Raw genomic sequence first — 23,616 nt, 5'->3', positions numbered from 1 at the left:
GCCTGCTCCCTGCTACGCCTGCCGGGCCGCCCCCGCCGCCACGGCGTCGAGGCGCTCGGAGACCGTCCGCAGCACCCGGTGCAGCTCACGCAGCTCCGCGCGGCTCAGACCGCTGCGCTCGGCGATCGTCGTCGGCAGGCCGACGAGGGCGTCGAGGCGCTCGCGCCCCGCTCCGGTGAGGCGCACGACGACGCGTCGCTCGTCCTCGGGGTCCCGCGCGCGCGCCACGAGCCCGGCCGACTGCATCCGCTTGAGGAGGGGGGACAGCGTGCCGGAGTCGAGGCGCAGGAGGCGGCCGAGGTCGCCGACCGTCACCGGTCCGTGCTCGCCGAGGGCCATGAGGGCGATGTACTGCGGGTAGGACAGGCCGTGCTCGGCGAGGAGGTCCCGGTAGACGGCGTCGAAGGCGCGCACGGTCGTGTGCATGGCGTAGCAGATCTGCTGCTCGAGGCGAAGGTCCGGGGCCGAAGTGGTGCGTGCCATGGTTTCAGTCTACTATTCAATTGCGCACAATAGAGTTGACCACGATATGAAGGATGGATGATGACCTCCACCGCCCACCAGGCCCGCTACGTCGCCTCCGCCACCGCGTCCGGACGCGAGGGGCGCGCCGTCACCTCCGACGGCCGCCTCGACGTGGCGCTCGCGGCACCGAAGGAGCTCGGCGGCAGCGGACAGGGCACCAACCCCGAGCAGCTCTTCGCGGCCGGCTATGCCGCCTGCTTCGCCAGCGCCCTGGCGCTCGTGGCGCGGCAGCGTCGCGTCGAGGGCTTCGACGCAGCGGTGACGGCCGACGTCAGCCTGAGCGGCACGCCGGGCCAGGGCTTCGGGCTCGCCGTCGTCCTCGAGGTCGAGCTGCCGGACGGCCTCGACGGGGACCTCGCCCGCGAGCTCGTCGAGCGCGCGCACCAGGTGTGCCCGTACAGCAACGCGACGCGCGGGAACATCCCCGTCGAGCTGCGGGTCGCCTGAGCGGCTCCGTCCGGTCTTGTCCCGACGTCCCATTCCTGCCCGAGAACACCTGCCCGCCAAGGAGATCCGATGACCGACAGCACGCCTGCGACCCCCGCCATGCCCGCCCCCACCACCACGTCCCCCGCCACCCCCACCGCCACGACCAGCGCCACGACCGCACCGCCTCGCGAGGTGCGCCTCGTGTCACGCCCGGTCGGCTGGCCGCGGCAGGAGGACTTCGAGCTCGTCGCGAGCGACGTGCCCGAGGTGCGCGAGGGTCAGGTTCGGGTGCGCAACGTCGTCATGTCGGTCGACCCCTACATGCGCGGCAGGATGAGCGATGCCAAGTCCTACGCCGAGCCCTATGCCCTCGGTGAGGCGATGCACGGGGGAGCCGTCGGCGTCGTCGAGGAGTCGCGGGCCGACGGGGTCGCCGTCGGCGACCACGTCCTGCACGGCCTGGGCTGGCGCGAGGTGTCGGTGCTCGACGCGTCCGCCGTTCGCGTCGTCGACACGACGATCGCCCCGGCGTCGGCCTACCTCGGCGTGCTCGGCATGACCGGGCTCACCGCCTACGCCGGCCTCACCCGCGTGGCACAGGTGCGCCCGGGCGACGTCGTCTTCGTCTCCGGCGCCGCCGGAGCCGTGGGCAGCGTGGCAGGGCAGGTCGCCAAGGCGCTCGGCGCGTCGCGGGTCGTCGGCAGCGCCGGCGGCCCCGAGAAGGTCCGCCACGTGCTCGAGGACCTGCACTTCGACGCCGCCTTCGACTACCGCGCCGGGAAGGTGTCGACGATGCTCCGCGAGGCAGCGCCGGACGGCGTCGACGTGTACTTCGACAACGTCGGCGGCGACCACCTCGAGGCCGCCATCGGCTCGCTCTCCCGCGGCGGTCGCATCGCGATCTGCGGGGCCATCTCGGTCTACAACGCCACCGAGCCGCAGCCCGGACCCCGCAACCTGTCCCGGCTCATCCAGACGCGTGGCACGATCACCGGCTTCCTCGTCGGTGACCACTGGGACCTCGCCGGCGAGTACGCACAACGAGCCGCGGGCTGGATCGCCGACGGCACCCTGACCACGCGCGAGACGTTCGTCGACGGCATCGAGCACGCCGTCGACGCCTTCCTCGGCGTCCTGCGCGGGGAGAACACCGGCAAGATGCTCGTTCGCCTCTGAGGCGAGCTGGGCATCGGGGCGACGGGGGCACAGGCGGCACGCACCGAGCCGTCGCCAGGCGGGGTCAGCCGATGAGCTCCTGCAGCAGCTCGACCGCGCGCTGCGCGGCGCTGTTGCCCGCAGGGTCGCGCACGACGGCCGCGATGTGGCGCACCGGAGTCGGTGCGGTCAGGGGCAGCACCCGTACACCGGACGGGATGACGTGGGCCGCCAGCTGCGGTACCGCGGTGACGCCGACGCCGGCCTTGACGAAGGCGATGGCCGTGTAGTGGTCCTGGGCCTGCACGGCGAAGTGCGGCTGGAAGCCGGCGGACTCGCACGCCGCCGCGAAGATCCGCGAGCACGCGGTGTTCGGTAGGTCGTTGCGGATCCAGCTGTCACCGGCGAGCTGGGCCAGGCCCACCTCGTCCTCGCCGGCGAGCGGGTGGTCGGCCGGCAGGATGACGACGTACGGGTCGACGGCGAGGGGTACGCGCCGCGAGCCCGGAGGGTCCTGGGCTCCCGGGGTGTCGATGACGATGTCGAGGTCGAGCGTCACACCGACGTGCTCGGGGAACTCGGTCAGGACGAGCTCGAGGGTGAGGTCGGGCAGCTCGGTCGTGAGGCGCCGGGCCAGGGTCGGCATCCACTCGGCGCCCGCGGAGGCAAAGTAGCCGATGGTGAGCCGCCCGGAGCGCCCCTCGCGCAGGTCGCTCACGACGCCGTCGAGGCGGCTCAGCTGCCCCATGAGCTCGTTGGTGTTCGCCACGAGCGCGCGAGCCGCGGCCGTGGGGGCCAGGCCGCGTCCCTCGCGCTCGAAGAGCGTCAGCCCGGTCTCCCGGGCGAGGGCCGAGATCTGCTGGCTGATGGCCGACGGGGTGTAGCCGAGGTTGTCCGCGGCGGCCTGGATGGAACCGCTGGCCATTACGGAGCGGAAGACGCGGAGGCGGTGCGTGTCGAGCATGACCCAATACTACAGTAGGGCTTAATGGTTGTGAAGAAAGCATCGCTTGTGCTGAATGGTGCAACGTTGCATCATGGAGTCATGACGACGACACGCCTTCTCTCCCTCGACTCCCTCCGAGCGCTGGCCGCCTCCGCTCGGCGCGGCCACCTCGCCGGCAGCGCAAGCCGCCTCGGCGCGCGTGACCGTGACCTCGACCGCATCGCCGCCGGGATCCAGGCCGTGGCCCAGGCCGACCCGGAGCGCCTCACGCCGCGGCCCGCGCGCGGCGGCCGGCCCGTCGCGCCGCCCGTCGACCTCGCCGCTCGACGCGGCCGCCCTGCTGCGCCGGTGACTCCCACCCCTGCATCGCACGCACGGGCCAGCTGACACCACCAGTCGACGGCACCGGCTGGCATCACCAGCCGACGTCACCCACTGCGTCGTCGCAGCACGACGGAAACGGCCGACCGGGCACCCGCCCGGCCGGCCGTTGCCGTGTGCGCGACGCCTCAGGCGCGGACGTACTCGGCGAGGTGCTGTCCGGTGAGGGTCGCCCGCCCGGCGACGAGGGCCGCCGGCGTCCCCTCGAAGACGACGCGTCCGCCGTCGTGCCCCGCGCCCGGCCCCAGGTCGATGACCCAGTCCGCGTGCGCCATGACGGCCTGGTGGTGCTCGATGACGATGACCGACTTGCCGGAGTCGACGAGCCGGTCGAGCAGCCGCAGCAGGTTGTCGACGTCGGCGAGGTGCAGTCCGGTGGTCGGTTCGTCGAGGACGTAGACGCCGCCCTTCTCGCCCATGCGCATCGCCAGCTTGAGCCGCTGGCGCTCGCCGCCCGAGAGGGTGTTGAGGGGCTGCCCGAGCTTGAGGTAGCCGAGGCCGACGTCCTCCATCCGCTGCAGGATCGACGCCGCGACCGGCGTCCTCGCCTCCCCGGACGCGAAGAACGCGTGAGCCTCGGCCACCGGCAGCTCGAGCACCTCGGCGATGTTCAGGCCACCGAACCTCAGCTCGAGGACCGAGGCCTGGAACCGCTTGCCGCCGCACTCCTCGCACAACGTCGCCACGGTCTCCATGAACCCGAGCTCGGTGTAGATCATGCCGTTGCCGTTGCAGCTCTCGCAGGCGCCTTCGGAGTTCGCGCTGAAGAGAGCCGGCTTGACGCCGTTGGCCTTCGCGAACGCCTTGCGGATGGGCTCGAGCAGCCCCGTGTACGTCGCCGGGTTGCTGCGGCGGGAGCCCTTGATGGCGCCCTGGTCGATGACGACGACGTCCTCGTGGCCGGCGAGCGAGCCGTGGATGAGCGAGCTCTTGCCCGAGCCGGCGACACCGGTGACGACGCAGAGCACCCCGAGCGGCACGTCGACGTCGACGTCCTGCAGGTTGTGCGAGGACGCTCCGCGGATCTCGATGGCGCCCCGAGCCGTCCGCACCCGGTCCTTGAGCGAGGCCCGGTAGTGCAGGTGTCGACCGGTGAGGGTGTCGGAGGCCTCCAGCCCCGCGACGTCGCCCTCGAAGCAGACCGTGCCGCCGGCGGTGCCGGCCCCCGGGCCGAGGTCGACGACGTGGTCGGCGATGACGATGGTCTCGGGCTTGTGCTCGACGACGAGCACCGTGTTGCCCTTGTCGCGCAGCTCGAGCAGCAGCCTGTTCATCCGCTGGATGTCGTGCGGGTGCAGGCCGATGGTCGGCTCGTCGAAGACGTACGTCACGTCGGTGAGCGCCGACCCCAGGTGACGGATCATCTTGGTGCGCTGGGCCTCCCCGCCCGAGAGCGTGCCGGCCGGACGGTCGAGGGACAGGTAGCCCAGCCCGATCTCGACGAACGAGTCGAACAGGTGCAGCAGGTTGCCGACGAGCGGGGCGACCGACCGGTCCCGGATGCCGCGCACCCACTCGGCGGCGTCGGTGATCTGCATCGCGCACACGTCGGCGATGCTGCTGCCGTTGATCTTCGAGGACCGCGCCGCCTCGTTGAGCCGGGTTCCCTCGCAGGCGGGGCAGGGAGCGAAGACCGCTGCGCGCTCGACAAAGGCACGGATGTGCGGCTGCAGCGAGTCGACGTCCTTGCTGAACATCGACTTGCGGATCTTCGGGATCAGGCCCTCGTAGGTGACGTTGATCTTCTCGACCTTCACCTTGCGCGGCTCGCCGTAGAGGAAGTCCTGGCGCTGCTCGGGCGTGAAGTCCCTGATCGGCACGTCCGGTGGCACCGCGGCCTTGAACGCCGCCACCATCCAGCCGTCGGCGGTGTACCCGGGCACGAGGATCGCACCGTCGACGAGCGATCTGCTCTCGTCGACGATCGCGCCGAGGTCGAGGTCGGAGATGCTGCCGCGCCCTTCACAGGCCGGGCACATGCCGCCGAGGTAGACGACGTTGCGGGCCACGCGCTTCTCTCCGGTGTCGGAGGTCATGATGCCGCTCGCCTTGCGGGTGGGGACGTTGAAGGCGAAGGCGGTCGGCGGTCCGACGAACGGCTCGCCGATGCGGCTGAAGAGCACCCGGAGCATCGCGTTGGCGTCGGTGGCGGTGCCGACCGTCGAGCGGACGTTGGCGCCCATCCGCTCCTGGTCGACGAGGATCGCCGTCGTGATCCCCTCGATGACGTCGACCTCGGGTCGCGCGAGCGAGGGCATGAAGCCCTGGACGAAGGTGCTGTAGGTCTCGTTGATCATGCGCTGCGACTCGGCGGCGATCGTGCTGAAGACGAGCGAGCTCTTGCCCGAGCCGGACACTCCGGTGAAGACGGTGAGGCGACGCTTCGGGATCTCGACGTCGATGCCCTTGAGGTTGTTCTCCCGCGCACCCTGCACCCGGATGAGGTCGTGGCGGTCGGCCGCGTGGGCGGCCGGGCGGCTCGGTGCACCAGCCGGTCTCGTGCGCGCGTCGGTCGTCGTCGTGCCTGTGGCCATCGTGTCTCCCCGTCCTGCCGGCAGTGTGCGTCGTCGTCGTCCGGCCCGAGCGTACGTCGCGCGGCGCCGTGCCGGGCGAGGCGGCGCGCGGTCGCGGGCCACCCGGCGCCGTCCACGCTAGGTGCGGGCGAACCTGTGGCGCTTCTCGATTCCTGACCGACGCCTCAGCCTCGGAGCAGTTCCTTGGCCTTGTCCGCGGGTAGCAGGTCGTGCCGGACCGGCTCGCGCGTGAACGACCCGGTGCCGTGCGAGACCGACCGCAGGTCGATGGGATAGCGGGACAGCTCCGCCGCGGGGACCTCGGCATGGACGACCGTCCACCCGCCGCCGTCGTCGATGCCGTCGGCCGGCTCGGTGCCGAGCACCTGGCCACGCCGGCCGCGCAGGTCGGACATGACGGCGCCGAGGTACTCGTCGGCGATCGTGATGTCGACGCGGTCGATCGGCTCGAGCAGGGCCATCGTCGACTCGTTGGCGGCCTCCTTGAGCGCCAGGGCGGCCGCGGTCTGGAAGGCGACGTCGGAGGAGTCGACCGAGTGCGCCTTGCCGTCGACGAGGGTGACCCGCACGTCGACGACCGGGTGGCCCGTCAGCAACCCCTTCTCGAGCTGGAGCCGGGCGCCCTTCTCCACCGACGGGATGAACTGCCGCGGCACGGCGCCGCCGACGACCTTGTCGACGAACTCGAACCCCGCGCCGCGGGGCAGCGGCTCGATCTGGATCGAGCACACCGCGTACTGGCCGTGGCCCCCGGACTGCTTGACGTGCCGGCCCTGCACCGAGCAGGACCGCACGAAGGTCTCGCGCAGGGCGGTGCGGTACGGCTCGGCCTCCACGGTCACCCCGTACCGGTCGGACAGCCGCCCGATGAGGTCGTCGACATGGGCCTGGCCCATCGTCCAGAGCACGACCTGGTCCGTCTCGACCGAGTGGTCGAGCCGCACCGTGACGTCCTCGGCGACGATCCGCTGCAGTGCGCCGGCGAGCTTGTCCTCGTCGGACTTCGTCGCGGCGTGGATGGCGACCGGCAGCTGCGGCTCGGGCAGCAGCCACGGGGCGACGACGGCCGGCCGGTCGGGGGAGGACAGGGTGTCGGAGGTCTCGGCCCGCGTCAGCTTCGAGACGAGGACGAGGTCGCCGGCCACGGCGTTGCCGCGGGGTCGGTGCGCGTCGCCGAAGGGTGAGGCGAGGGGCCCGACGCGCTCGTCGTCGTCATGGGCCGGGTGGCCGGCGACGTCGTGCCCGACGAAGTCGCCGAGGTGGCCGGAGACGTGGACGGTGTCGTCGACGCGCAGCGTGCCGGAGAACACGCGCACCAGCGACAGGCGCCCGACGTACGGGTCGGTCGTCGTGCGGACGACCTCGGCGACGAGGGGCGCGTCGGGGTCGCACACGACCCCCGAGACGTGGCCGCCGGCGGGGGTGGTCACCATCGGCAGCGGGTGCACGGTCGGGTCGGGGAAGGCGCCCTCGATGACCCCGAGCAGCTCCTCGACACCGGCGCCGGTCAGCGGCGAGACCGGCAGGATCGGGAAGAACGAGCCGAGCTCGATGGCGGTGCGCAGGTCCGCCAGCAGGGAGGCCGTGTCGAGGGGCTCGCCCTCGAGGTAGCGGTCGAGCAGCGTCGCGTCCTCGGACTCCTCGATGACCGACTCGATGAGCGCGCTGCGGGCGTCCTCGTGCTCGGCCGACGTCTCGCCGGTGAGCAGTCCGACGACCCCCGTCACCGCGCCGTCCTGCAGGACCGGCCAGTGCGTGGCCCGCGCGTCCCCGAAGGTGCGACGGCACGTCTCGACGGTCGCCGCGAACTCGGCGCGTGGCTGGTCGAGGTGGGTGACGACGACGGCCCGCGGCATCCCGACGGCCGCGCACTCGCGCCAGAGCAGTGCGACGGGGCGGTCGATGTCGTCGGCGCCCGAGACGACGAAGACCGCTGCGTCGGCCGCCCGGAGCCCGGCCCGCAGCTCGCCGACGAAGTCGGGGTAGCCGGGGGTGTCGAGGAGGTTGAGGACGACGCCGCCGCTGTCGAAGGAGGCTGCGGTCAACGTCGTCGTGCGCACGTGGTCGGTAGGGCCCGGGCCACCGGTGCGCTGGCCCGGCACGCGGGCCGCGAGCAGGGCCTCGAAGAGGGCCGTCTTGCCGGCGCCGCCGGGGCCGACGAGGACGACGTTGCGGATGTCCTGCGGCGAGGCGGGGCTGGGGGCCGCAGGGAGGTCTGATCTGCCGGGCGTCTTTGCCATGACCCCACCTTTCCGCTCTTGCCCAGCCGCCACAAGGCATCACCACCCCTGCATGGCCGCCGCCTGGCCGCCGCCTGGCCGCTGCCCGACGACCCGGCGAAACCCGGGTGCGAGCTGTCGGCGGCGGGTGGTTGTCTTGGCCACATGGACCTCCGGAAGTACGGGCCGGTGCTCGCCGACCGCGACACCCGACGCGCGCTGCTGCTCGGCTTCCTCATCCGCGTGCCGATGTGGGCCGGCGCCGTCATCCTCACGCTGCACGTCGTCACGAGCCTGGGGCGCAGCTACGGCGCGGCCGGGCTGGTCTCGGCCGCCTCCACGGTCGCCGTCGCGGTCTCGGGCCCGTGGCGCGGTCGCCTGCTCGACCGGATCGGCCTGCGTCGCACCGTCGGCCCCTCGCTGGTCGTCCAGGTCGTCTGCTGGTCGATCGCGCCCTGGGTGGACTACGCCCCGCTGGTGGGCCTCGCCGCGCTCGCCGGGCTGTTCGTCGTGCCGACGTTCTCCATCCTCCGCCAGGTCATCATCCGGTCGGTGCCGAGCGACCAGCGCCGCACCGCCCTGTCGCTCGACTCGTCGGCCACCGAGCTGTCCTTCATGGCGGGCCCGGCCATCGGCGTCTGGCTCGCCACGTCGTGGGACACCGGGTGGGCGCTCTTCGTCTGCGAGATGGCCTCGGTCGCCGCCGGGCTCGTCCTGTGGCTCGTCAACCCGCCCCTGACGTCGACGCCGACGGGCCCGGCCGAGGCCCACCGCGCCGACGACGAAGCCCGGGCGGCGGGTGACGCCGGCGTGCCCAAGGCGGGCGGGCGCGCCTCCGTCGGACGGCTCGGGCTGCCCGGTTTCGTGACGCTGCCCGTCGCCGCCGTCCTGCTCGCTGCCGCGTGCTCGACGCTCGTGCTCTCCGGCACGGACGTGTCGGTCGTCGCCGCCCTGCGCACGTTCGGCTCGACCGCGTCCATCGGCTGGGTCCTGGCGCTGTGGGGTCTCGGGTCGCTCGTCGGTGGCCTCGTCTACGGCGCCTGGCACCGGTCGGTCTCGGTGTTCTGGCTGCTCGCGGGCCTCGCGGCCACCACGGCGCCGGTCGCCCTCGCCGCCGGGGTCCCGGCCTTCGCCGTCCTCGTCACGGTGTGCGGTGTCCTCTGCGCGCCCACCATCACCGCGACCGTCGAGCAGCTGAGCCGCCTCGTGCCCGAGCGGCACCGCGGGGAGATGATGGGGTGGCACGGCTCGGCCATGACGGCCGGCTCCGCGCTCGGTGCGCCCATCGCCGGATTCGCCATCGACCGGGCAGGCTGGCAGTGGGGGTTCCTGTCGGTGTCGGCCATCGGCGTCGTCGTCGCCCTCGCCGGGGCCCTCGCGCCCCGCGGACGCGCCAGGGGTCGGCGCGGTGGTGCGGGCCCCCGCGCCGCGGTCGCGCCCGGCGTCGATTCGGTACCGGGCGTCCCGGCTGCTACCCTTGAGCACTGACCAGTCGTCCACGCCTCGCGCCTCCGGGCCGGAGCGGGGACGACGTGCAAGAGAAGCTCGCTTCCACCCGCGACGACCAGCAGGTCGCCGGGTCCCAGGTCCGCTCGACGGAGCGTCGCCGCACGGCTGTGCGGTCGGCACCGGCGAGCCGTGTGCGGTGCCGGTGACGGCACCGCCCGCGTGACCCAGGGCTCCTCGTGCACCCACGAGGAGCCTTTTCTCGTTCCGGGTCAGGCACCAGCAGAGCAGTTCCCGCAGGTCACACCAGTCATCGAACTTAGGAGCACCACATCAGCGAGCCTCGCATCAACGAGCGCATCCGGGTCCCGGAAGTGCGTCTGGTTGGCCCCAACGGTGAGCAGGTCGGCATCGTGCGCGTCGAGGACGCGCTGCGTCTGGCCGAGGAGGCGAACCTCGACCTCGTCGAGGTGGCCCCCATGGCCAAGCCGCCGGTCGCCAAGCTCATGGACTTCGGCAAGTTCAAGTACGAAGCCGCCATGAAGGCACGGGAAGCCCGCAAGAACCAGGTCAACACGGTCATCAAGGAGATCAAGCTCCGTCCGAAGATCGACCCGCACGACTACGGCACCAAGAAGGGCCACGTCGAGCGGTTCCTCAAGGCCGGCGACAAGGTCAAGGTGACGATCATGTTCCGCGGTCGCGAGCAGTCGCGCCCCGAGCTCGGCCGCCGCCTGCTCGAGCGTCTCGCCGACGACATCGCCGAGCTCGGCTACGTCGAGTCGGCGCCGAAGCAGGACGGCCGCAACATGATCATGGTGATCGGACCGACGAAGAAGAAGGCCGAGGCCCGCGCCGAGCAGCGACGAGCCCGGGACCGGGCCGGTACCCCCGCCGAGGGCGAGGCCGCCACGGCCGCGCCGGAGGCACCCGCCGCGCAGACGACCGAGCAGACCAGCGAGCAGACCAGCGAGACCGCCGCCGCCGAGTGACCGGCGGTCCGGACTCCCGGCGGGCTCCCCGAGCCCGCCGCACCACGGACGACGTACGCCTCACGTACGCACGCAACACGAAGGAGATCGGCCACCATGCCGAAGATGAAGACGCACAGCGGTGCGAAGAAGCGTTTCCGCCTGACCGGCAAGGGCAAGGTCATGCGTGAGCAGGCCGGCGGCCGTCACCTGCTCGAGCGCAAGTCCTCGCGCTACACCCGCCGCATCGCCGGCGACGTCGAGGTCGCCGCTCCCGACGCCAAGAAGGTCAAGAAGCTCCTCGGCAAGTGAGCCGGGACCCCACAGCATCAGCTGAGCAGCCGGGTCGTCTCGGTCACGCCAGCAACACCGAAGTGTGTTCAAGTAAAGAAGGAGTGTTCACGTGGCACGCGTGAAGCGGGCGGTCAACGCCCAGAAGAAGCGTCGCGTCGTTCTCGAGCGCGCGAGCGGCTACCGCGGTCAGCGGTCGCGTCTCTACCGCAAGGCCAAGGAGCAGGTCACCCACTCGCTGGGCTACGCCTACCGTGACCGTCGCGCCAAGAAGGGTGACTTCCGTCGCCTCTGGATCCAGCGCATCAACGCCGCGGCCCGCGCCAACGGCATGACCTACAACCGGTTCATGCAGGGCCTCAAGGCCGCCGGGGTCGAGGTCGACCGCAAGATCCTCGCCGACCTCGCCGTCAACGACGCGCCGGCCTTCACCGCCCTCGTCGAGCTCTCGCGGGCCAACGTCCCCGCCGCGGCCGACAAGGCCGGCGACGCCGCCTGAGCGTCCCCCGCAGCGCACCCGAGCGCCGGGACACCCCGTGCTGACCAACCCCCGATCCGATCGGGTCAAGGCGGTGCGGGCGCTGTCCCGGCGCTCGGTCCGTGAGCGCACCGGCCAGTTCCTCGCCGAGGGCCCCCAGGCGGTCCGCGAGGCGGTCAACCACCGCCCGGACACCGTCCGCGACGTCTACGTGACACCGGAGGCCGCCGACCGCCACGGGGCCATCGTCGAAGCCGCGCGCGCCGCACAGGTCCGGGTGCACGAGGTCAGCCCGGAGGTGCTCGCCGCCATGGGGGACACCGAGTCCCCGCAGGGCCTCGCCGCCGTGTGCCGGACCGTCGACGTGCCGCTGTCCGACGCGCTGGGCCGCGTCCCCGACGGCGGTTTCGTCTGCGTCCTGACCAACGTGCGCGACCCCGGCAACGCCGGCACCGTCATCCGCGGGGCGGACGCGGCCGGCGCGCACGCCGTCGTCGTCAGCGACGCGAGCGTCGACGTCTACAACGCCAAGGTGGTCCGTTCGACCGTCGGCTCGCTGTGGCACCTGCCCGTCGTGGTCGGGGTGCCGGTGACCGAGGTCATCTCGGAGCTGCGCGCCCGCGGGGTGGCGCTGCTCGCCGCGGACGGTGTCGGCCCGACGCTGCTGCACGACGCCGACCTGCGCCGCACCCACGCCTGGGTCATGGGCAACGAGGCCTGGGGCCTGCCGGCCGAGGTTCGCGACGCCTGCGACGACGTCGTCCGCGTGCCGATCTACGGTGCGGCCGAGTCGCTCAACCTCGCGATGGCTGCCACGGTGTGCCTCTACGCGTCGGCCGAGGCCCGACGCCAGGTCGCTGACCCGGCACCGGTGCGCCGCCCGTGACTATCCTCGCTCCATGACCAGCGTCGACGGTTCCGGCGACCAGCTGCCCCGGTCCGCCGACGCCCTGGCCCCCGTCGCCCTGATGGGCGAGCTGCTGCCGGACGGTCTCGTCGTCGTCGGGCCCGACCGTCGCATCCGCTTCGTCAACGCGGAGGCGGCGCGCATCCTCGAGTGCACGCCCGACGAGCTGACCGGTCGGACGCTCGACGAGGGTCTGCCGTTCACCGACAAGTACGGCCGGCCCTGGTGGGAGCACACCGACCCGTGGGGCGGGCTGGGGTCACGCACGGGTCACCGCGAGAAGCTCCTCGTGGCCCCGGCAGGCCATGACGTCCTCGTGACGGCCCGCTACGTCCGGGACGGCGGCGGCACGATCGAGCGGATCATGCTCGGTCTGCGCGACGCCGAGGCCCGCCAGCGCGCCGAGCGAGAGCAGGCGACGGTCCTGTCGACCGTCGCCCACGAGCTGCGGGCGCCGCTGACGTCGGTCACGGGCTTCACGAGCAGCCTCCTGCGGCGGTGGGACCGGTTCACCGACGAGCAGAAGCGCCTCATGATCGAGACGATCGAGTCCGACGCGACGCGCCTGACCCGGCTCATCACCGAGCTGCTCGACATCTCGCGGCTCGACTCGGACAGCCTCAACCTGCGGCTCGGCCCCGTCGACCTGCAGGCCCTGCTGCGCGGCCACGTCGCACGCTACGAGGTCGGCCGGGCACCCGGTGCCGTGGCCCTGCGCCTCGGCCCGACTGCCAGCGAGCGCGGGCTGCCGGAGCTGTGGGCCGATGTCGACCGCCTCGAGCAGATCTTCTTCAACCTCATCGAGAACGCCCTGCGGCACGGCGCCGGGCAGGTCACCGTGACCCTCGAGAGGGACGGGGCACCCCGCGACGAGACGGTCGAGTCGCTCGTCGTCCACGTCGACGACGAGGGTGACGGCATCGCGCCGGCCGACCGTGACAAGGTGTTCGGGCGGTTCTGGCACGGCCCCTCGAACGCGAGCACCGGCCTCGGGCTCTACGTCGTGCGTGGGCTCGTCGAGGCCCACGGCGGGACGGTGCACGTCGCCGACAACGAGGCCGGCGGGGCCCGGTTCGTCGTGCGCCTGCCTGCGGGTCTGCCGGCGGTCGTCGGGCCCTGACGCGGCCCCGCGGGACGGCGCGGAAACCCGTTCGACGCCGCCCCTAGACTGGCAGCCCAGAAGCGACCCCCCGAGCGAGAGCAGCACGCACGCCGATGTCCGGACCCAACACGAACTACGACCCGGTCGAGGTCTCCGCCCTCGACCCGGTGCAGGTCGACGCCGCGGTCGAGGAGGCCCTCGCCGCGATCGCCGCGGCCGGCTCGCTCGACGACCTCAAGGCCGTGCGCACCGCCCACCAGGGGGAGAAGAGCGCCCTGGCGCTGGCCAACCGCGAGATCGGGGCGCTGCCACCGAGCGCCAAGGCCGAGGCCGGCAAGCGGGTCGGGCAGGCCCGCGGCCGCATCGCCCAGGCTGTCGCCGCGCGGCAGGTCCAGCTCGAGGCCGAGCGTGACGAGCGCATCCTCGTCGAGGAGCGCGTCGACGTCACCGTGCCGGCGGTGCGGCGTCCGGTGGGCGCGCGCCACCCCATCGAGCTGACGGCCCAGCGCCTCGTCGACGCCTTCGTCGGGATGGGTTGGGAGGTCGCCGAGGGGCCCGAGCTCGAGAGCGAGTGGCTCAACTTCGACGCGCTCAACCTCGGGCCGGACCACCCGGCACGGCAGATGCAGGACACCTTCTTCCTCGACCCCGTCGACTCGGGCCTCGTGCTGCGCACCCAGACCTCGCCGGTGCAGATCCGCACGATGCTCGAGCAGGAACCGCCGATCTACGTCGTCGCGCCCGGCAAGGTGTTCCGCACGGACGACCTCGACGCGACGCACACCCCGGTCTTCCACCAGATCGAGTGCCTCGCCATCGACAAGGGCCTGACGATGGCCCACCTGCGCGGCGCCCTCGACGCGTTCGTGCGGATCATGTTCGGCGAGGACACCCGCACCCGGGTGCGCGCCAACTACTTCCCCTTCACCGAGCCGAGCATGGAGACCGACTTCCTCTGCTTCGCCTGCCACGGGGCCGAGACCTGGGGCACCCCGCAGCAGTGCCGCACGTGCGGTGGCTCCGGCTGGATCGAGCTCGGCGGGTCGGGCATGGTCAACCGCAAGGTGCTGCGCACGTGCGGCATCGACCCCGACGTCTACTCGGGATTCGCCTTCGGGCTCGGCATCGAGCGCGCGCTGATGCTGCGTCACGGGGTGCAGGGCATGCACGAGATGGTCGAGGGCGACGTCCGCTTCTCGCAGCAGTTCGGAATGGGGGCCTGACCCGATGCGCATGCCACTGACCTGGCTCGCCGAGTACACCGACCTGCCCGCGGGCGCCACCGGCGCCGACGTCGCGGCCGGTCTCGTCAGCGTCGGGCTCGAGGAGGAGGACCTCCACGGCGGCGACATCACCGGCCCGCTCGTCGTCGGCCGCGTCCTCGACTTCGTCGACGAGCCGCAGAAGAACGGCAAGACGATCCGTTGGTGCACCGTCGACGTCGGCCAGAACGGGCAGATGGTCTCCGAGGGCAAGCACCAGGAGATCGTCTGCGGCGCCGAGAACTTCGCGGTCGGGGACCTCGTCGTCGTCGTGCTTCCCGGGGCCACGCTGCCCGGCGGCTTCCACATCAGCGCGCGCAAGACGTACGGCCACGTGTCCAACGGCATGATCTGCGCGGAGGACGAGCTCGGTATCGGCCACGACCACAGCGGCATCATCGTGCTCGAGCGGCTGCTCGGCGCCGAGCGAGCCGCTGAGGTGCGACCGGGCGACGACGCCATCGCCCTGCTCGGCCTGGCCGAGGAGACCGTCGAGACGAACGTGACGCCGGACCGGGGCTACTGCTTCTCGGTGCGGGGTCTGGCCCGGGAGTTCTGGCACAGCCAGGGCAGCCCGGCCGGGGGCTTCCGCGACCCCGCCGCGGTGCCGGTGCCCGCGGCGAACGAGGCGGGCCACCCGGTCCGCGTCGAGGACGACGAGCCGCTGGAGGGCGTCGTCGGCTGCGACCGCTTCGTGGCTCGGGTCGTCCGCGGCATCGACCCGACCCGCCCGTCGCCGCCCTGGATGCAGAGGCGCCTGACCCAGGTCGGCATGCGGCCCATCTCGCTCGCGGTCGACGTCACCAACTACGTCATGCTCGCGGTGGGGCAGCCGCTGCACGCCTACGACCTGGCCAAGCTGCACGGCCCGATCGTCGTGCGCCGGGCCCGGGCGGGGGAGTCGCTGAGCACCCTCGATGACGTCGAGCGCACCCTGTCGCCCGAGGACCTGCTCATCACCGACTCGGGCGAGCGCCCGCTCGCCATCGCCGGCGTCATGGGCGGGGCCTCCTCGGAGGTCGACGCCACGACGACCGACGTCCTCGTCGAGGCCGCGCACTTCGACCCGACCACCGTGGCGCGGTCCTCGCGTCGGCACCGCCTCGTCACCGAGGCGTCCAAGCGGTTCGAGCGCGGCGTCGACCCCAAGGTCACGGCGGCGGCGGCGCAGCTGGCCGTCGACCTCCTCGTCCGGTTCGGTGGCGGCACCCTCGACGCCGGGGTCACCGACCTCGACGCGACCACGGACCGCGAGCCCTACCTGCTCGACGTCACCGAGCCGGGACGCATCGTCGGCATCGAGTACCCGCGCGAGCGGGTCGTGCAGATCCTGCGCGACCTCGGCTGCGTCGTCGACGATCAGGGCGAGGGCGCCGACGAGGTCCACGTGCTCGTCACGCCGCCGTCGTGGCGTCCCGACCTCGTCGACGCGCCCGACTACGCCGAGGAGGTCGCGCGGATCGACGGGTACGACAACATCCCGTCCCTGACGCCGACACCCTCCCGGGGTCGAGGCCTGACCCACGCCCAGCGCACCCGCCGGCTCGTCGCCGACGCGCTCGCCGGAGCCGGGTACACCGAGGTGCTCAGCTACCCGTTCGTCGCCGAGGAGCTGTCCGACCAGCTCGCCCTGCCGGCCGACGACGACCGCCGCCAGGCCGTGCGGGTGGCCAACCCGCTGTCGGAGGAGCGGCCGCTGCTGCGCACCACCGTCCTCGGCAGCCTCGTCGACGTGCTGCGCCGCAACGTCGCCCGCGGCCACAAGGACGTCGCCCTCTACGAGGTCGGCCTCGTCTTCCGGCCGGGTGGCCCCCTCGCGAAGGCACCGGTGCCGGCGGTCGGGGCGCGTCCGGACGACGCGACGCTCGAGGACCTCTATGCCGCCGTGCCGCCGCAGCCGCGTCGGGCCGCCGTCGTCGCCACCGGGCAGGCCGAGCCCGCCGGGTGGTGGGGCCCGGGCCGCGCCGCCGACTGGAGCGACATGGTCGCGGCCGTCCAGGCGGTCGCGTCCGCGCTCGCGGTGCCCGTCCACGTCGCCAACGACGCCGACCACGCGCCATGGCACCCCGGGCGGTGCGCCCGGATCACCCTGACCGACGGCACGCTCGTCGGTCATGCGGGTGAGCTGCACCCGAAGGTGCTGGCGGCCCTCGACCTGCCGGCGCGAACGGTGGCGGCCGAGATCGACGTCGACGTCCTGACGGCTGCGAGCGAGGAGCCGGTCCAGGCGGCCGCGTTCTCGACCTTCCCGCCGGCGCTGACCGACGTCGCGCTGCTCGTGGCCGCCGACGTGGCGGCCGCCGACGTCGAGCAGGCGCTGCGCTCGGGCGCGGGCGACGCGCTCGAGTCGATCGCGCTGTTCGACGTCTACGAGGGCGAGCACGTCGAGCCCGGTCACCGGTCCCTCGCGTACCGGCTCACCTTCCGGGCCGCCGACCGGACGCTGACGACGGAGGAGGTCAACGCCTTCCGCGACGCGGCGGTCGCCGCGGCGTCGGCGGCGACGGGAGCCGTCCAGCGCTGACACTGGATGCAGAAGTATGCATCTCGGTGTATAGTCATGCATCGTGATCAGGGCAGCAGTGGCGGGTGCGAGCGGCTACGCCGGAGGCGAGATCCTCCGGCTCCTGCTCGCGCACCCGCAGATCGAGGTCGGGGCCGTCACGGCGGCCAGCAGTGCGGGTGAACGGCTCGGGGGCGTTCACCCGCACCTGACCCCCCTCGCGGACCGGGTTCTCGAGCCGACGACGCCGGAGACGCTCGGCGGGCACGACGTCGTCTTCCTCGCCCTGCCGCACGGTCACTCCGCGGCCATCGCCGCGGCCCTGCCCGAGGACGTCGTCGTCATCGACTGCGGTGCCGATTACCGGCTCGAGTCGGGCGAGGCCTGGACCACGTTCTACGACACCCCGCATGCCGGGTCCTGGCCCTACGGCCTGCCCGAGCTGCCGCTCGCCGTCGGCACGCAACGCGCCGCACTGGCCGGCGCGACGCGCATCGCCGTACCGGGCTGCTACCCGACGGGCATCTCGCTCGCGCTGGCGCCGGGCTTCGCCGCGGGGATCCTCGAGCCGCACGACGTCGTCGTCGTGGCCGCCTCGGGCACCTCGGGTGCAGGCAAGTCGCTCAAACCGCACCTGCTCGGCAGCGAGGTCATGGGCGCCATGTCGCCCTACGGCGTCGGCGGGCTGCACCGGCACACTCCCGAGATCGAGCAGAACCTCGGCCGCGCCGGCGGGACCCCCGTGACCGTCTCGTTCACCCCGACGCTCGCCCCCATGCCGCGCGGCATCCTCGCCACCTGCACGGCGCGGCTCGTGCCCGGCACCGATCCCGCATCGGTCCGCGAGGCCTGGGACAAGGCCTACGCGTCCGAGCCGTTCGTGCACCTGCTGCCGGAGGGCACCTGGCCCTCGACCGGCAGCGTCGTCGGCAGCAACAACGTCCTGCTCCAGGTGACCGTCGACGAGCGGCTGCGCCGCGTCGTCGTCGTCTCCGCGGTCGACAACCTCACCAAGGGCACGGCCGGTGCCGCCGTCCAGTGCGCCAACCTCGCCCTCGGTCTCGACGAGACGCTCGGGCTGCCCGTCGCGGGGGTGGCCCCGTGACGGCCACCGCCTCGCCCAACCCGGCGCCCGTGCGGCTCCCGCAGGGGTTCCGCGCCGCCGGCGTCACCGCGGGGCTCAAGGCGAGCGGCCGCCCCGACGTCGCCCTCGTCGTCAACGACGGACCCGACCACCACGCCGCCGCGGTCTTCACGAGCAACCGCGTCGAGGCGGCGCCGGTCACGTGGTCGCGTCAGGTGGTGGCCGACCGACGTGTCGACGCCGTCGTCCTCAACTCCGGCGGCGCCAACGCGTGCACCGGTGCCCAGGGCTTCCTCGACACCCACCGCACCGCCGAGCACGTGGCCGCAGCGGTCGGCGTGTCGGCCGGCGACGTCGTCGTCTGCTCCACCGGTCTGATCGGCGAGCTGCTCCCGATGGACAAGCTCCTGCCCGGGGTCGACGCCGCGGCGGCCGCTCTGAGCCCGGACGGGCACGAGGCCGCCGCCGTCGCGATCATGACGACCGACACGGTCCACAAGGTCGCCGCGCACCGGGGGGAGGGCTGGAGCGTCTCGGGGATGGCCAAGGGGGCCGGCATGCTCGCGCCCGCGCTCGCCACGATGCTCGTGGTCGTCACGACCGATGCGGTCGTCGACCCGGCCGACCTCGACACCGCCCTGCGCGCGGCCACGAGCGTCTCGTTCGACCGCATCGACTCCGACGCGTGCATGTCCACCAACGACACCGTCGTCGTCCTGTCCTCCGGCGCCTCCGGCGTCCGCGTCGACACCGCCGCCCTGACGGGCGCCCTGACCGCGGTGTGCTCCGACCTCGCCCGCCAGCTCATCGGCGACGCCGAGGGCGCGAGCCACGACATCGCGATCGAGGTCCAGGGGGCCGCCTCGGTCGAGGACGCCCTCGAGGTGGCCCGTGCGGTCGCCCGCAACAACCTCTTCAAGTGCGCGGTGTTCGGCAACGACCCGAACTGGGGACGCGTCCTCGCCGCCGTCGGCACCACCGGTGCTGCCTTCGACCCGGCCGCGCTCGACGTCGCCATGAACGGCGTCCAGGTCTGCCGCGCCGGTGGCGTCGGGCAGGACCGGTCCCTCGTCGACCTCACGCCCCGCGAGGTGCACGTGCTCGTCGACCTGCACGCCGGCACCGACACCGCGACGGTGTGGACCAACGACCTCACGCACGACTACGTCCACGAGAACTCGGCCTACAGCACATGACCCGTACCAGCGCCGCCAGCCCCGCAAGCCCCGCCAACCCGGCCCAGCACAACCTGCGCGGACTCATCGACGCCGCCTCGCTGCGCGTCGCCGCGGGCAAGGCCACCACCCTCGTCGAGGCGCTGCCCTGGCTGGAGCGGTTCCGCGGCGCCCTGGTCGTCGTCAAGTACGGCGGCAACGCCATGGTCGACGACACGCTGAAGAAGGCCTTCGCCGAGGACGTCGCCTTCCTGCGCTACGCCGGCCTGCGCCCGGTCGTCGTGCACGGCGGCGGGCCCCAGATCAAGGCGATGCTCGACCGGGTGGGCCTCGAGAGCGAGTTCCGCGGCGGCCTGCGGGTCACGACGCCCGAGGTCATGGACGTCGTCCGCATGGTCCTGACCGGCCAGGTCGGACGCGAGCTCGTCGGGCTGCTCAACCAGCACGGCCCCATCGCCGTGGGCCTGTCCGGCGAGGACGCCGGGCTGCTCGGGGCACGCCGCCGCAGCACCCTCGTCGACGGCGAGGAGGTCGACCTCGGGCTCGTCGGCGACGTCGAGAGCGTCAACCCCTCTGCGCTCCTCGACATCCTCGACGCCGGCCGCGTGCCCGTCGTGTCGACCGTCGCACCCGACCTCGACGTCGAGGGCCAGGTGCTCAACGTCAACGCCGACTCGGCCGCGGCCGCGATCGCGGTGGCCCTGCAGGCGGAGAAGCTCGTCGTCCTGACCGACGTCGAGGGCATCTACGCCAGCTGGCCCGACCGCAGCTCGCTCCTGTCGACGATCGACCTCACCGCTGCGCGGGAGCTGCTGACGCGCGTCGATGCCGGGATGGTCCCCAAGCTCGAGGCGTGCATCCGCGCCGTGGAGGGCGGCGTGCCCCAGACGCACGTCGTCGACGGCCGTGCACCGCACTCGATCCTGCTCGAGATCTTCACCGACGAGGGGATCGGGACGATGGTCCTGCCCGACATCCGCTCGTCCGCCGACACCGAGGGGAGCGGGGCATGAGCACCGGCGGCCAGACGGGGCGGCAGCTGCTGGACCGGTACGCCGGCGCGCTCGTCCAGGTGTTCGGCACGCCCCAGCTCGTCCTCGCCTCGGGTCACGGCTGCTGGGTCACCGACGTCGACGGCAACCGCTACCTCGACCTGCTGTCCGGCATCGCCGTCAACGCACTCGGGCACGGGCACCCGGCTCTCGTCCAGGCCGTCGCCAAACAGGCCGAGCAGGCGATCCACGTCTCGAACTTCTTCACGTCCGAGCCGGCGATCCTCCTCGCCGAGCGGCTCCTCGCGCTCTCCCGCGCGCCCGAGGGCTCCGGCGTCTTCTTCGCCAACTCCGGCACCGAGGCCACCGAGGCCGCGGTGAAGCTGTCCCGGCGGACCGGGCGCACGCGCATCGTCGCGCTGGAGGGCGCCTTCCACGGGCGCTCCACCGGGGCGCTCGCGCTGACGCACAAGGAGGCCTACCGGGCCCCGTTCGAGCCGCTCATCCCCGAGGTCGTCTTCGTGCCGCCGGGCGACGCGGAGGCCCTGCGCGCCGTCGTCGACGCCCGCACGGCCGCCGTGGTCCTCGAGCCGGTCCAGGGCGAGGCCGGCGTCCGCGAGCTGGGCGACGACTACCTGCGCCTGGCCCGCGAGCTGACGACGGCGCACGGCGCGCTCCTCGTCCTCGACGAGATCCAGAGCGGCATCGGCCGCACCGGCGACTGGTTCGCCCACCAGCGCTCCGGCATCCTCCCCGACGCCATGACGCTCGCCAAGGGCCTGGGGGGTGGCGTGCCCATCGGCGCGCTCGTCACCTTCGGCACCGACGTGACGACGCTGTTGTCGGCCGGCCAGCACGGCACGACGTTCGGCGGCAACCCGCTCGCGTGCGCGGCCGGGCTCGCCGTGCTCGACACCATCGAGCGTGACGACCTGCTGGGCAACGTCCGGCGGGTCGGTGCCCTCCTCGACACCGTGGACGTCCCCGGCGTGCGCGGGACTCGCGGTCGCGGCCTCCTCCGGGCCGTCGAGCTCGACGGCGTCCCGTCCGCGGCGGTGATGGCCGCGGCACGGGAGGCCGGGTACATCGTCAACGCGGTGACCCCCACGGCCCTGCGCCTGGCGCCGCCGCTCGTCATCACCGAGACCGAGCTGCAGGGCTTCCTCGACGACCTGCCCGCCGTCCTCGCCGCCGCGCGCGAGGCGGCGCCGTGAGCCGCACCCAGCGCCAGCGCCGCATCATCGAGCTGCTCGGTCAGCACCCGGTGCACAGCCAGGGTGAGCTCGCCGACCTGCTCGTCGCCGACGGCATCGACGTGACGCAGGCGACCCTGTCGCGCGACCTCGTCGAGGTCGGCGCGGTGAAGGTGCGCCGCGACCGAGCCCTCGTCTACGCCGTGCCCGGCGAGGGCGGCGAGGTGGCCGCCGTCGGGTCGCTGGGCGACTCCGCCTCAGCCCGTCTGCGCCGCACGTGCGAGGAGCTGCTCGTGTCGGCGACGGCCGCCGGCCAGCTCGTCGTCGTGCGCACCCCGCCGGGCGCGGCCAACTACCTCGCCTCGGCCATCGACCAGACGCGCGACCCCGACGTCGTCGGCACCATCGCCGGCGACGACACGATCATGATCGTCACCGACGGCCCACGGCGCGCCCTCGCGGTCGCCGACCGGCTGCTCGCCCTGGCCGGCACCCGCGACTGACCGCGTCGCGCCGCCCCGTACCCGCACCACCGACTCCCAGGAGGACCCGATGCCGACCGACGCCACCCCCAGCACGCCGCAGCAGGCCGAGGCCGGCGAGGGCGCCGAGGGCCGCGTCAGCCTCTGGGGCGGCCGGTTCAGCGGGGGGCCCGACCAGGCCCTCGCCGCCCTGTCGAAGAGCACCCACTTCGACTGGCGCCTCGCGCCGCACGACATCGCCGGCTCCCGGGCGCACGCGCGGGTGCTCTCTGCAGCGGGGCTGCTCTCCGACGAGCACCTGGCCGGCATGCTCGAGGGCCTCGACCGCCTCGAGGCCGACGTCCTCTCCGGTGCCTTCGTGCCCGCCGTCGACGACGAGGACGTGCACACGGCCCTCGAACGAGGCCTGATCGAGCGCGTCGGCACGGACCTCGGCGGTCGGCTGCGTGCCGGGCGCTCGCGCAACGACCAGGTCGCGACGCTGTTCCGGATGTACCTGCGCGAGCGCGCGCGCGTCGTCGGAGGGCTGGTCCTCGACGTCGTCGAGGCGCTCGTGGCCCAGGCCGACCGGCACCACGGCGTGCCGATGCCCGGGCGCACCCACCTGCAGCACGCCCAGCCGGTGCTACTGAGCCACCACCTGCTCGCCCACGCCTGGGCGCTGCTGCGCGACGTGGACCGGCTGCGGGACTGGGACGCCCGGGCCGACGCCTCGCCCTACGGGTCGGGGGCCCTGGCCGGCTCCTCCCTCGGCCTCGACCCCGAGGCCGTCGCCCGGGACCTCGGCTTCGGCCGCGCGGTCGAGAACTCCATCGACGGCACCGCCTCGCGCGACGTCGTGGCCGAGTTCGCCTTCGTCGCGGCGATGACCGCCGTCGACGTGTCGCGGATCGCCGAGGAGGTCGTCATCTGGGCCACGAAGGAGTTCTCCTTCGTGACGCTGCACGACTCCTACTCGACCGGGTCGAGCATCATGCCGCAGAAGAAGAACCCCGACGTCGCCGAGCTGGCCCGCGGCAAGGCGGGCCGGCTCGTGGGCGACCTCGCCGGCCTGCTGACGACACTCAAGGCGCTGCCGCTCGCGTACAACCGCGACCTGCAGGAGGACAAGGAGCCCGTCTTCGACGCCGTCGACACCCTCGAGGTCCTCCTGCCCGCGTTCTCGGGCATGGTGGCCACCCTCACGTTCAACACGGACCGTCTCGCGTCGCTCGCGCCGCAGGGCTTTGCGCTCGCCACCGACATCGCCGAGTGGCTCGTCCGGGAGGGCGTGCCCTTCCGCGTCGCGCACGAGGTGGCCGGGACCTGCGTCCGCGTGTGCGAGGAGCGCGACATCGAGCTGTGGGACCTCACCGACGAGGACTTCGCCGCGATCAGCGAGCACCTCACGCCGGGCGTGCGTTCCGTGCTGTCGGTGGAGGGGTCGCTCGCCTCGCGCGACGCCGTGGGCGGCACCGCGCCCGTCCGGGTGGCGGAGCAGCTCGCCGCGGCCCGCGACCGCCTCACCGCCGCCCGCGGGTGGACGGCGGCTAGCGTCTGAC

The 23,616-nt window shown here is 73.1% G+C and carries 21 protein-coding genes; 17 read left to right on the top strand and 4 right to left on the bottom strand.

The genetic code is table 11. The annotated features are described in order from the left end of the window. Window positions 1-12: 12 nt before the first annotated feature. Complete coding sequence (locus AC1VM9_RS19255; protein ID WP_481341085.1) at window positions 13-483, bottom strand: MarR family winged helix-turn-helix transcriptional regulator; 471 nt, start codon at window positions 481-483, stop codon at window positions 13-15. Window positions 484-543: 60 nt separating this feature from the next. Here AC1VM9_RS19255 and AC1VM9_RS19250 point away from each other — a divergent pair, with 60 nt between their 5' ends. Together AC1VM9_RS19250 and AC1VM9_RS19245 are read left to right on the top strand one after the other, a co-directional pair. After that, the gene (locus AC1VM9_RS19250; protein ID WP_481341084.1) at window positions 544-972 is read left to right on the top strand and encodes an organic hydroperoxide resistance protein; all 429 of its coding nucleotides are present in this window, start codon (window positions 544-546) and stop codon (window positions 970-972) included. 99 nt (window positions 973-1,071) lie between these two features. Further along, window positions 1,072-2,130, top strand: a complete 1,059-nt coding sequence (locus AC1VM9_RS19245; RefSeq protein ID WP_481341095.1) for an NADP-dependent oxidoreductase — start codon at window positions 1,072-1,074, stop codon at window positions 2,128-2,130. 64 nt (window positions 2,131-2,194) lie between these two features. On the opposite strand, the gene AC1VM9_RS19240 is transcribed toward AC1VM9_RS19245, so the two are convergent. Continuing rightward, on the bottom strand, window positions 2,195-3,073 hold the full coding sequence (locus tag AC1VM9_RS19240) for a LysR family transcriptional regulator (protein ID WP_481341083.1): 879 nt from the start codon (window positions 3,071-3,073) through the stop codon (window positions 2,195-2,197). 81 nt (window positions 3,074-3,154) lie between these two features. On the opposite strand from AC1VM9_RS19240, the gene AC1VM9_RS19235 reads away from it, so the two are divergent. Then, a complete protein-coding gene (locus AC1VM9_RS19235) occupies window positions 3,155-3,442 on the top strand; it encodes a hypothetical protein (RefSeq protein ID WP_483123732.1) in 288 nt (95 codons plus the stop codon). Between the two features lie 122 nt (window positions 3,443-3,564). Here AC1VM9_RS19235 and AC1VM9_RS19230 read toward each other — a convergent pair whose 3' ends face one another. Both AC1VM9_RS19230 and AC1VM9_RS19225 read right to left on the bottom strand, forming a co-directional pair. Further along, complete coding sequence (locus tag AC1VM9_RS19230; protein WP_481347063.1) at window positions 3,565-5,970, bottom strand: ATP-binding cassette domain-containing protein; 2,406 nt, start codon at window positions 5,968-5,970, stop codon at window positions 3,565-3,567. Window positions 5,971-6,134: 164 nt separating this feature from the next. Next, window positions 6,135-8,210 (bottom strand): elongation factor G-like protein EF-G2, encoded by a 2,076-nt coding sequence (locus tag AC1VM9_RS19225; RefSeq protein ID WP_481347064.1) that lies wholly within the window; start codon window positions 8,208-8,210, stop codon window positions 6,135-6,137. A gap of 144 nt (window positions 8,211-8,354) precedes the next feature. Here AC1VM9_RS19225 and AC1VM9_RS19220 point away from each other — a divergent pair, with 144 nt between their 5' ends. From AC1VM9_RS19220 to argH, 14 genes are all read left to right on the top strand, one after another. Then, window positions 8,355-9,677: an MFS transporter gene (locus AC1VM9_RS19220; protein WP_481347065.1), complete on the top strand. Its 1,323-nt coding sequence runs from the start codon at window positions 8,355-8,357 to the stop codon at window positions 9,675-9,677. Between the two features lie 332 nt (window positions 9,678-10,009). Continuing rightward, a complete protein-coding gene (gene infC, locus AC1VM9_RS19215; protein WP_481341078.1) occupies window positions 10,010-10,627 on the top strand; it encodes a translation initiation factor IF-3 in 618 nt (205 codons plus the stop codon). Between the two features lie 96 nt (window positions 10,628-10,723). Beyond that, the gene (rpmI, locus tag AC1VM9_RS19210) at window positions 10,724-10,918 is read left to right on the top strand and encodes a 50S ribosomal protein L35 (RefSeq protein WP_481341077.1); all 195 of its coding nucleotides are present in this window, start codon (window positions 10,724-10,726) and stop codon (window positions 10,916-10,918) included. Between the two features lie 91 nt (window positions 10,919-11,009). Next, the gene (gene rplT, locus AC1VM9_RS19205) at window positions 11,010-11,396 is read left to right on the top strand and encodes a 50S ribosomal protein L20 (protein WP_481341076.1); all 387 of its coding nucleotides are present in this window, start codon (window positions 11,010-11,012) and stop codon (window positions 11,394-11,396) included. 37 nt (window positions 11,397-11,433) lie between these two features. Next, window positions 11,434-12,261, top strand: coding sequence for a TrmH family RNA methyltransferase (locus AC1VM9_RS19200; RefSeq protein WP_481346628.1), 828 nt, complete (start codon window positions 11,434-11,436; stop codon window positions 12,259-12,261). Between the two features lie 13 nt (window positions 12,262-12,274). Continuing rightward, a complete protein-coding gene (locus AC1VM9_RS19195; protein ID WP_481341074.1) occupies window positions 12,275-13,402 on the top strand; it encodes a sensor histidine kinase in 1,128 nt (375 codons plus the stop codon). 95 nt (window positions 13,403-13,497) lie between these two features. Continuing rightward, the gene (gene pheS / locus AC1VM9_RS19190) at window positions 13,498-14,607 is read left to right on the top strand and encodes a phenylalanine--tRNA ligase subunit alpha (RefSeq protein WP_481341073.1); all 1,110 of its coding nucleotides are present in this window, start codon (window positions 13,498-13,500) and stop codon (window positions 14,605-14,607) included. A gap of 4 nt (window positions 14,608-14,611) precedes the next feature. Then, the gene (pheT, locus tag AC1VM9_RS19185) at window positions 14,612-17,170 is read left to right on the top strand and encodes a phenylalanine--tRNA ligase subunit beta (protein ID WP_481346627.1); all 2,559 of its coding nucleotides are present in this window, start codon (window positions 14,612-14,614) and stop codon (window positions 17,168-17,170) included. 43 nt (window positions 17,171-17,213) lie between these two features. Next, window positions 17,214-18,254 carry an N-acetyl-gamma-glutamyl-phosphate reductase gene (gene argC / locus AC1VM9_RS19180; RefSeq protein ID WP_481346626.1) on the top strand — a complete coding sequence of 347 codons (1,041 nt, stop codon included), beginning with the start codon at window positions 17,214-17,216 and terminating at the stop codon, window positions 18,252-18,254. Then, window positions 18,251-19,429, top strand: a complete 1,179-nt coding sequence (gene argJ, locus AC1VM9_RS19175) for a bifunctional glutamate N-acetyltransferase/amino-acid acetyltransferase ArgJ (RefSeq protein WP_481346625.1) — start codon at window positions 18,251-18,253, stop codon at window positions 19,427-19,429. Before argC ends, argJ begins: the two co-directional genes overlap by 4 nt. Then, the gene (gene argB / locus AC1VM9_RS19170; RefSeq protein WP_481346624.1) at window positions 19,426-20,421 is read left to right on the top strand and encodes an acetylglutamate kinase; all 996 of its coding nucleotides are present in this window, start codon (window positions 19,426-19,428) and stop codon (window positions 20,419-20,421) included. Before argJ ends, argB begins: the two co-directional genes overlap by 4 nt. Further along, the gene (locus AC1VM9_RS19165) at window positions 20,418-21,614 is read left to right on the top strand and encodes an acetylornithine transaminase (RefSeq protein ID WP_481341068.1); all 1,197 of its coding nucleotides are present in this window, start codon (window positions 20,418-20,420) and stop codon (window positions 21,612-21,614) included. Before argB ends, AC1VM9_RS19165 begins: the two co-directional genes overlap by 4 nt. Further along, on the top strand, window positions 21,611-22,096 hold the full coding sequence (gene argR / locus AC1VM9_RS19160; protein ID WP_481341067.1) for an arginine repressor: 486 nt from the start codon (window positions 21,611-21,613) through the stop codon (window positions 22,094-22,096). Before AC1VM9_RS19165 ends, argR begins: the two co-directional genes overlap by 4 nt. A 49-nt stretch (window positions 22,097-22,145) precedes the next feature. Next, window positions 22,146-23,615, top strand: coding sequence for an argininosuccinate lyase (argH, locus tag AC1VM9_RS19155; protein ID WP_481341066.1), 1,470 nt, complete (start codon window positions 22,146-22,148; stop codon window positions 23,613-23,615). Window position 23,616: the final 1 nt, after the last annotated feature.

The sequence above is a fragment of the Monashia sp. HAY1-11D genome (assembly GCF_056868035.1).
The sequence above is the reverse complement of the archived record's forward strand: the minus strand, read 5'-3'. Positions and strand labels throughout refer to the sequence as shown.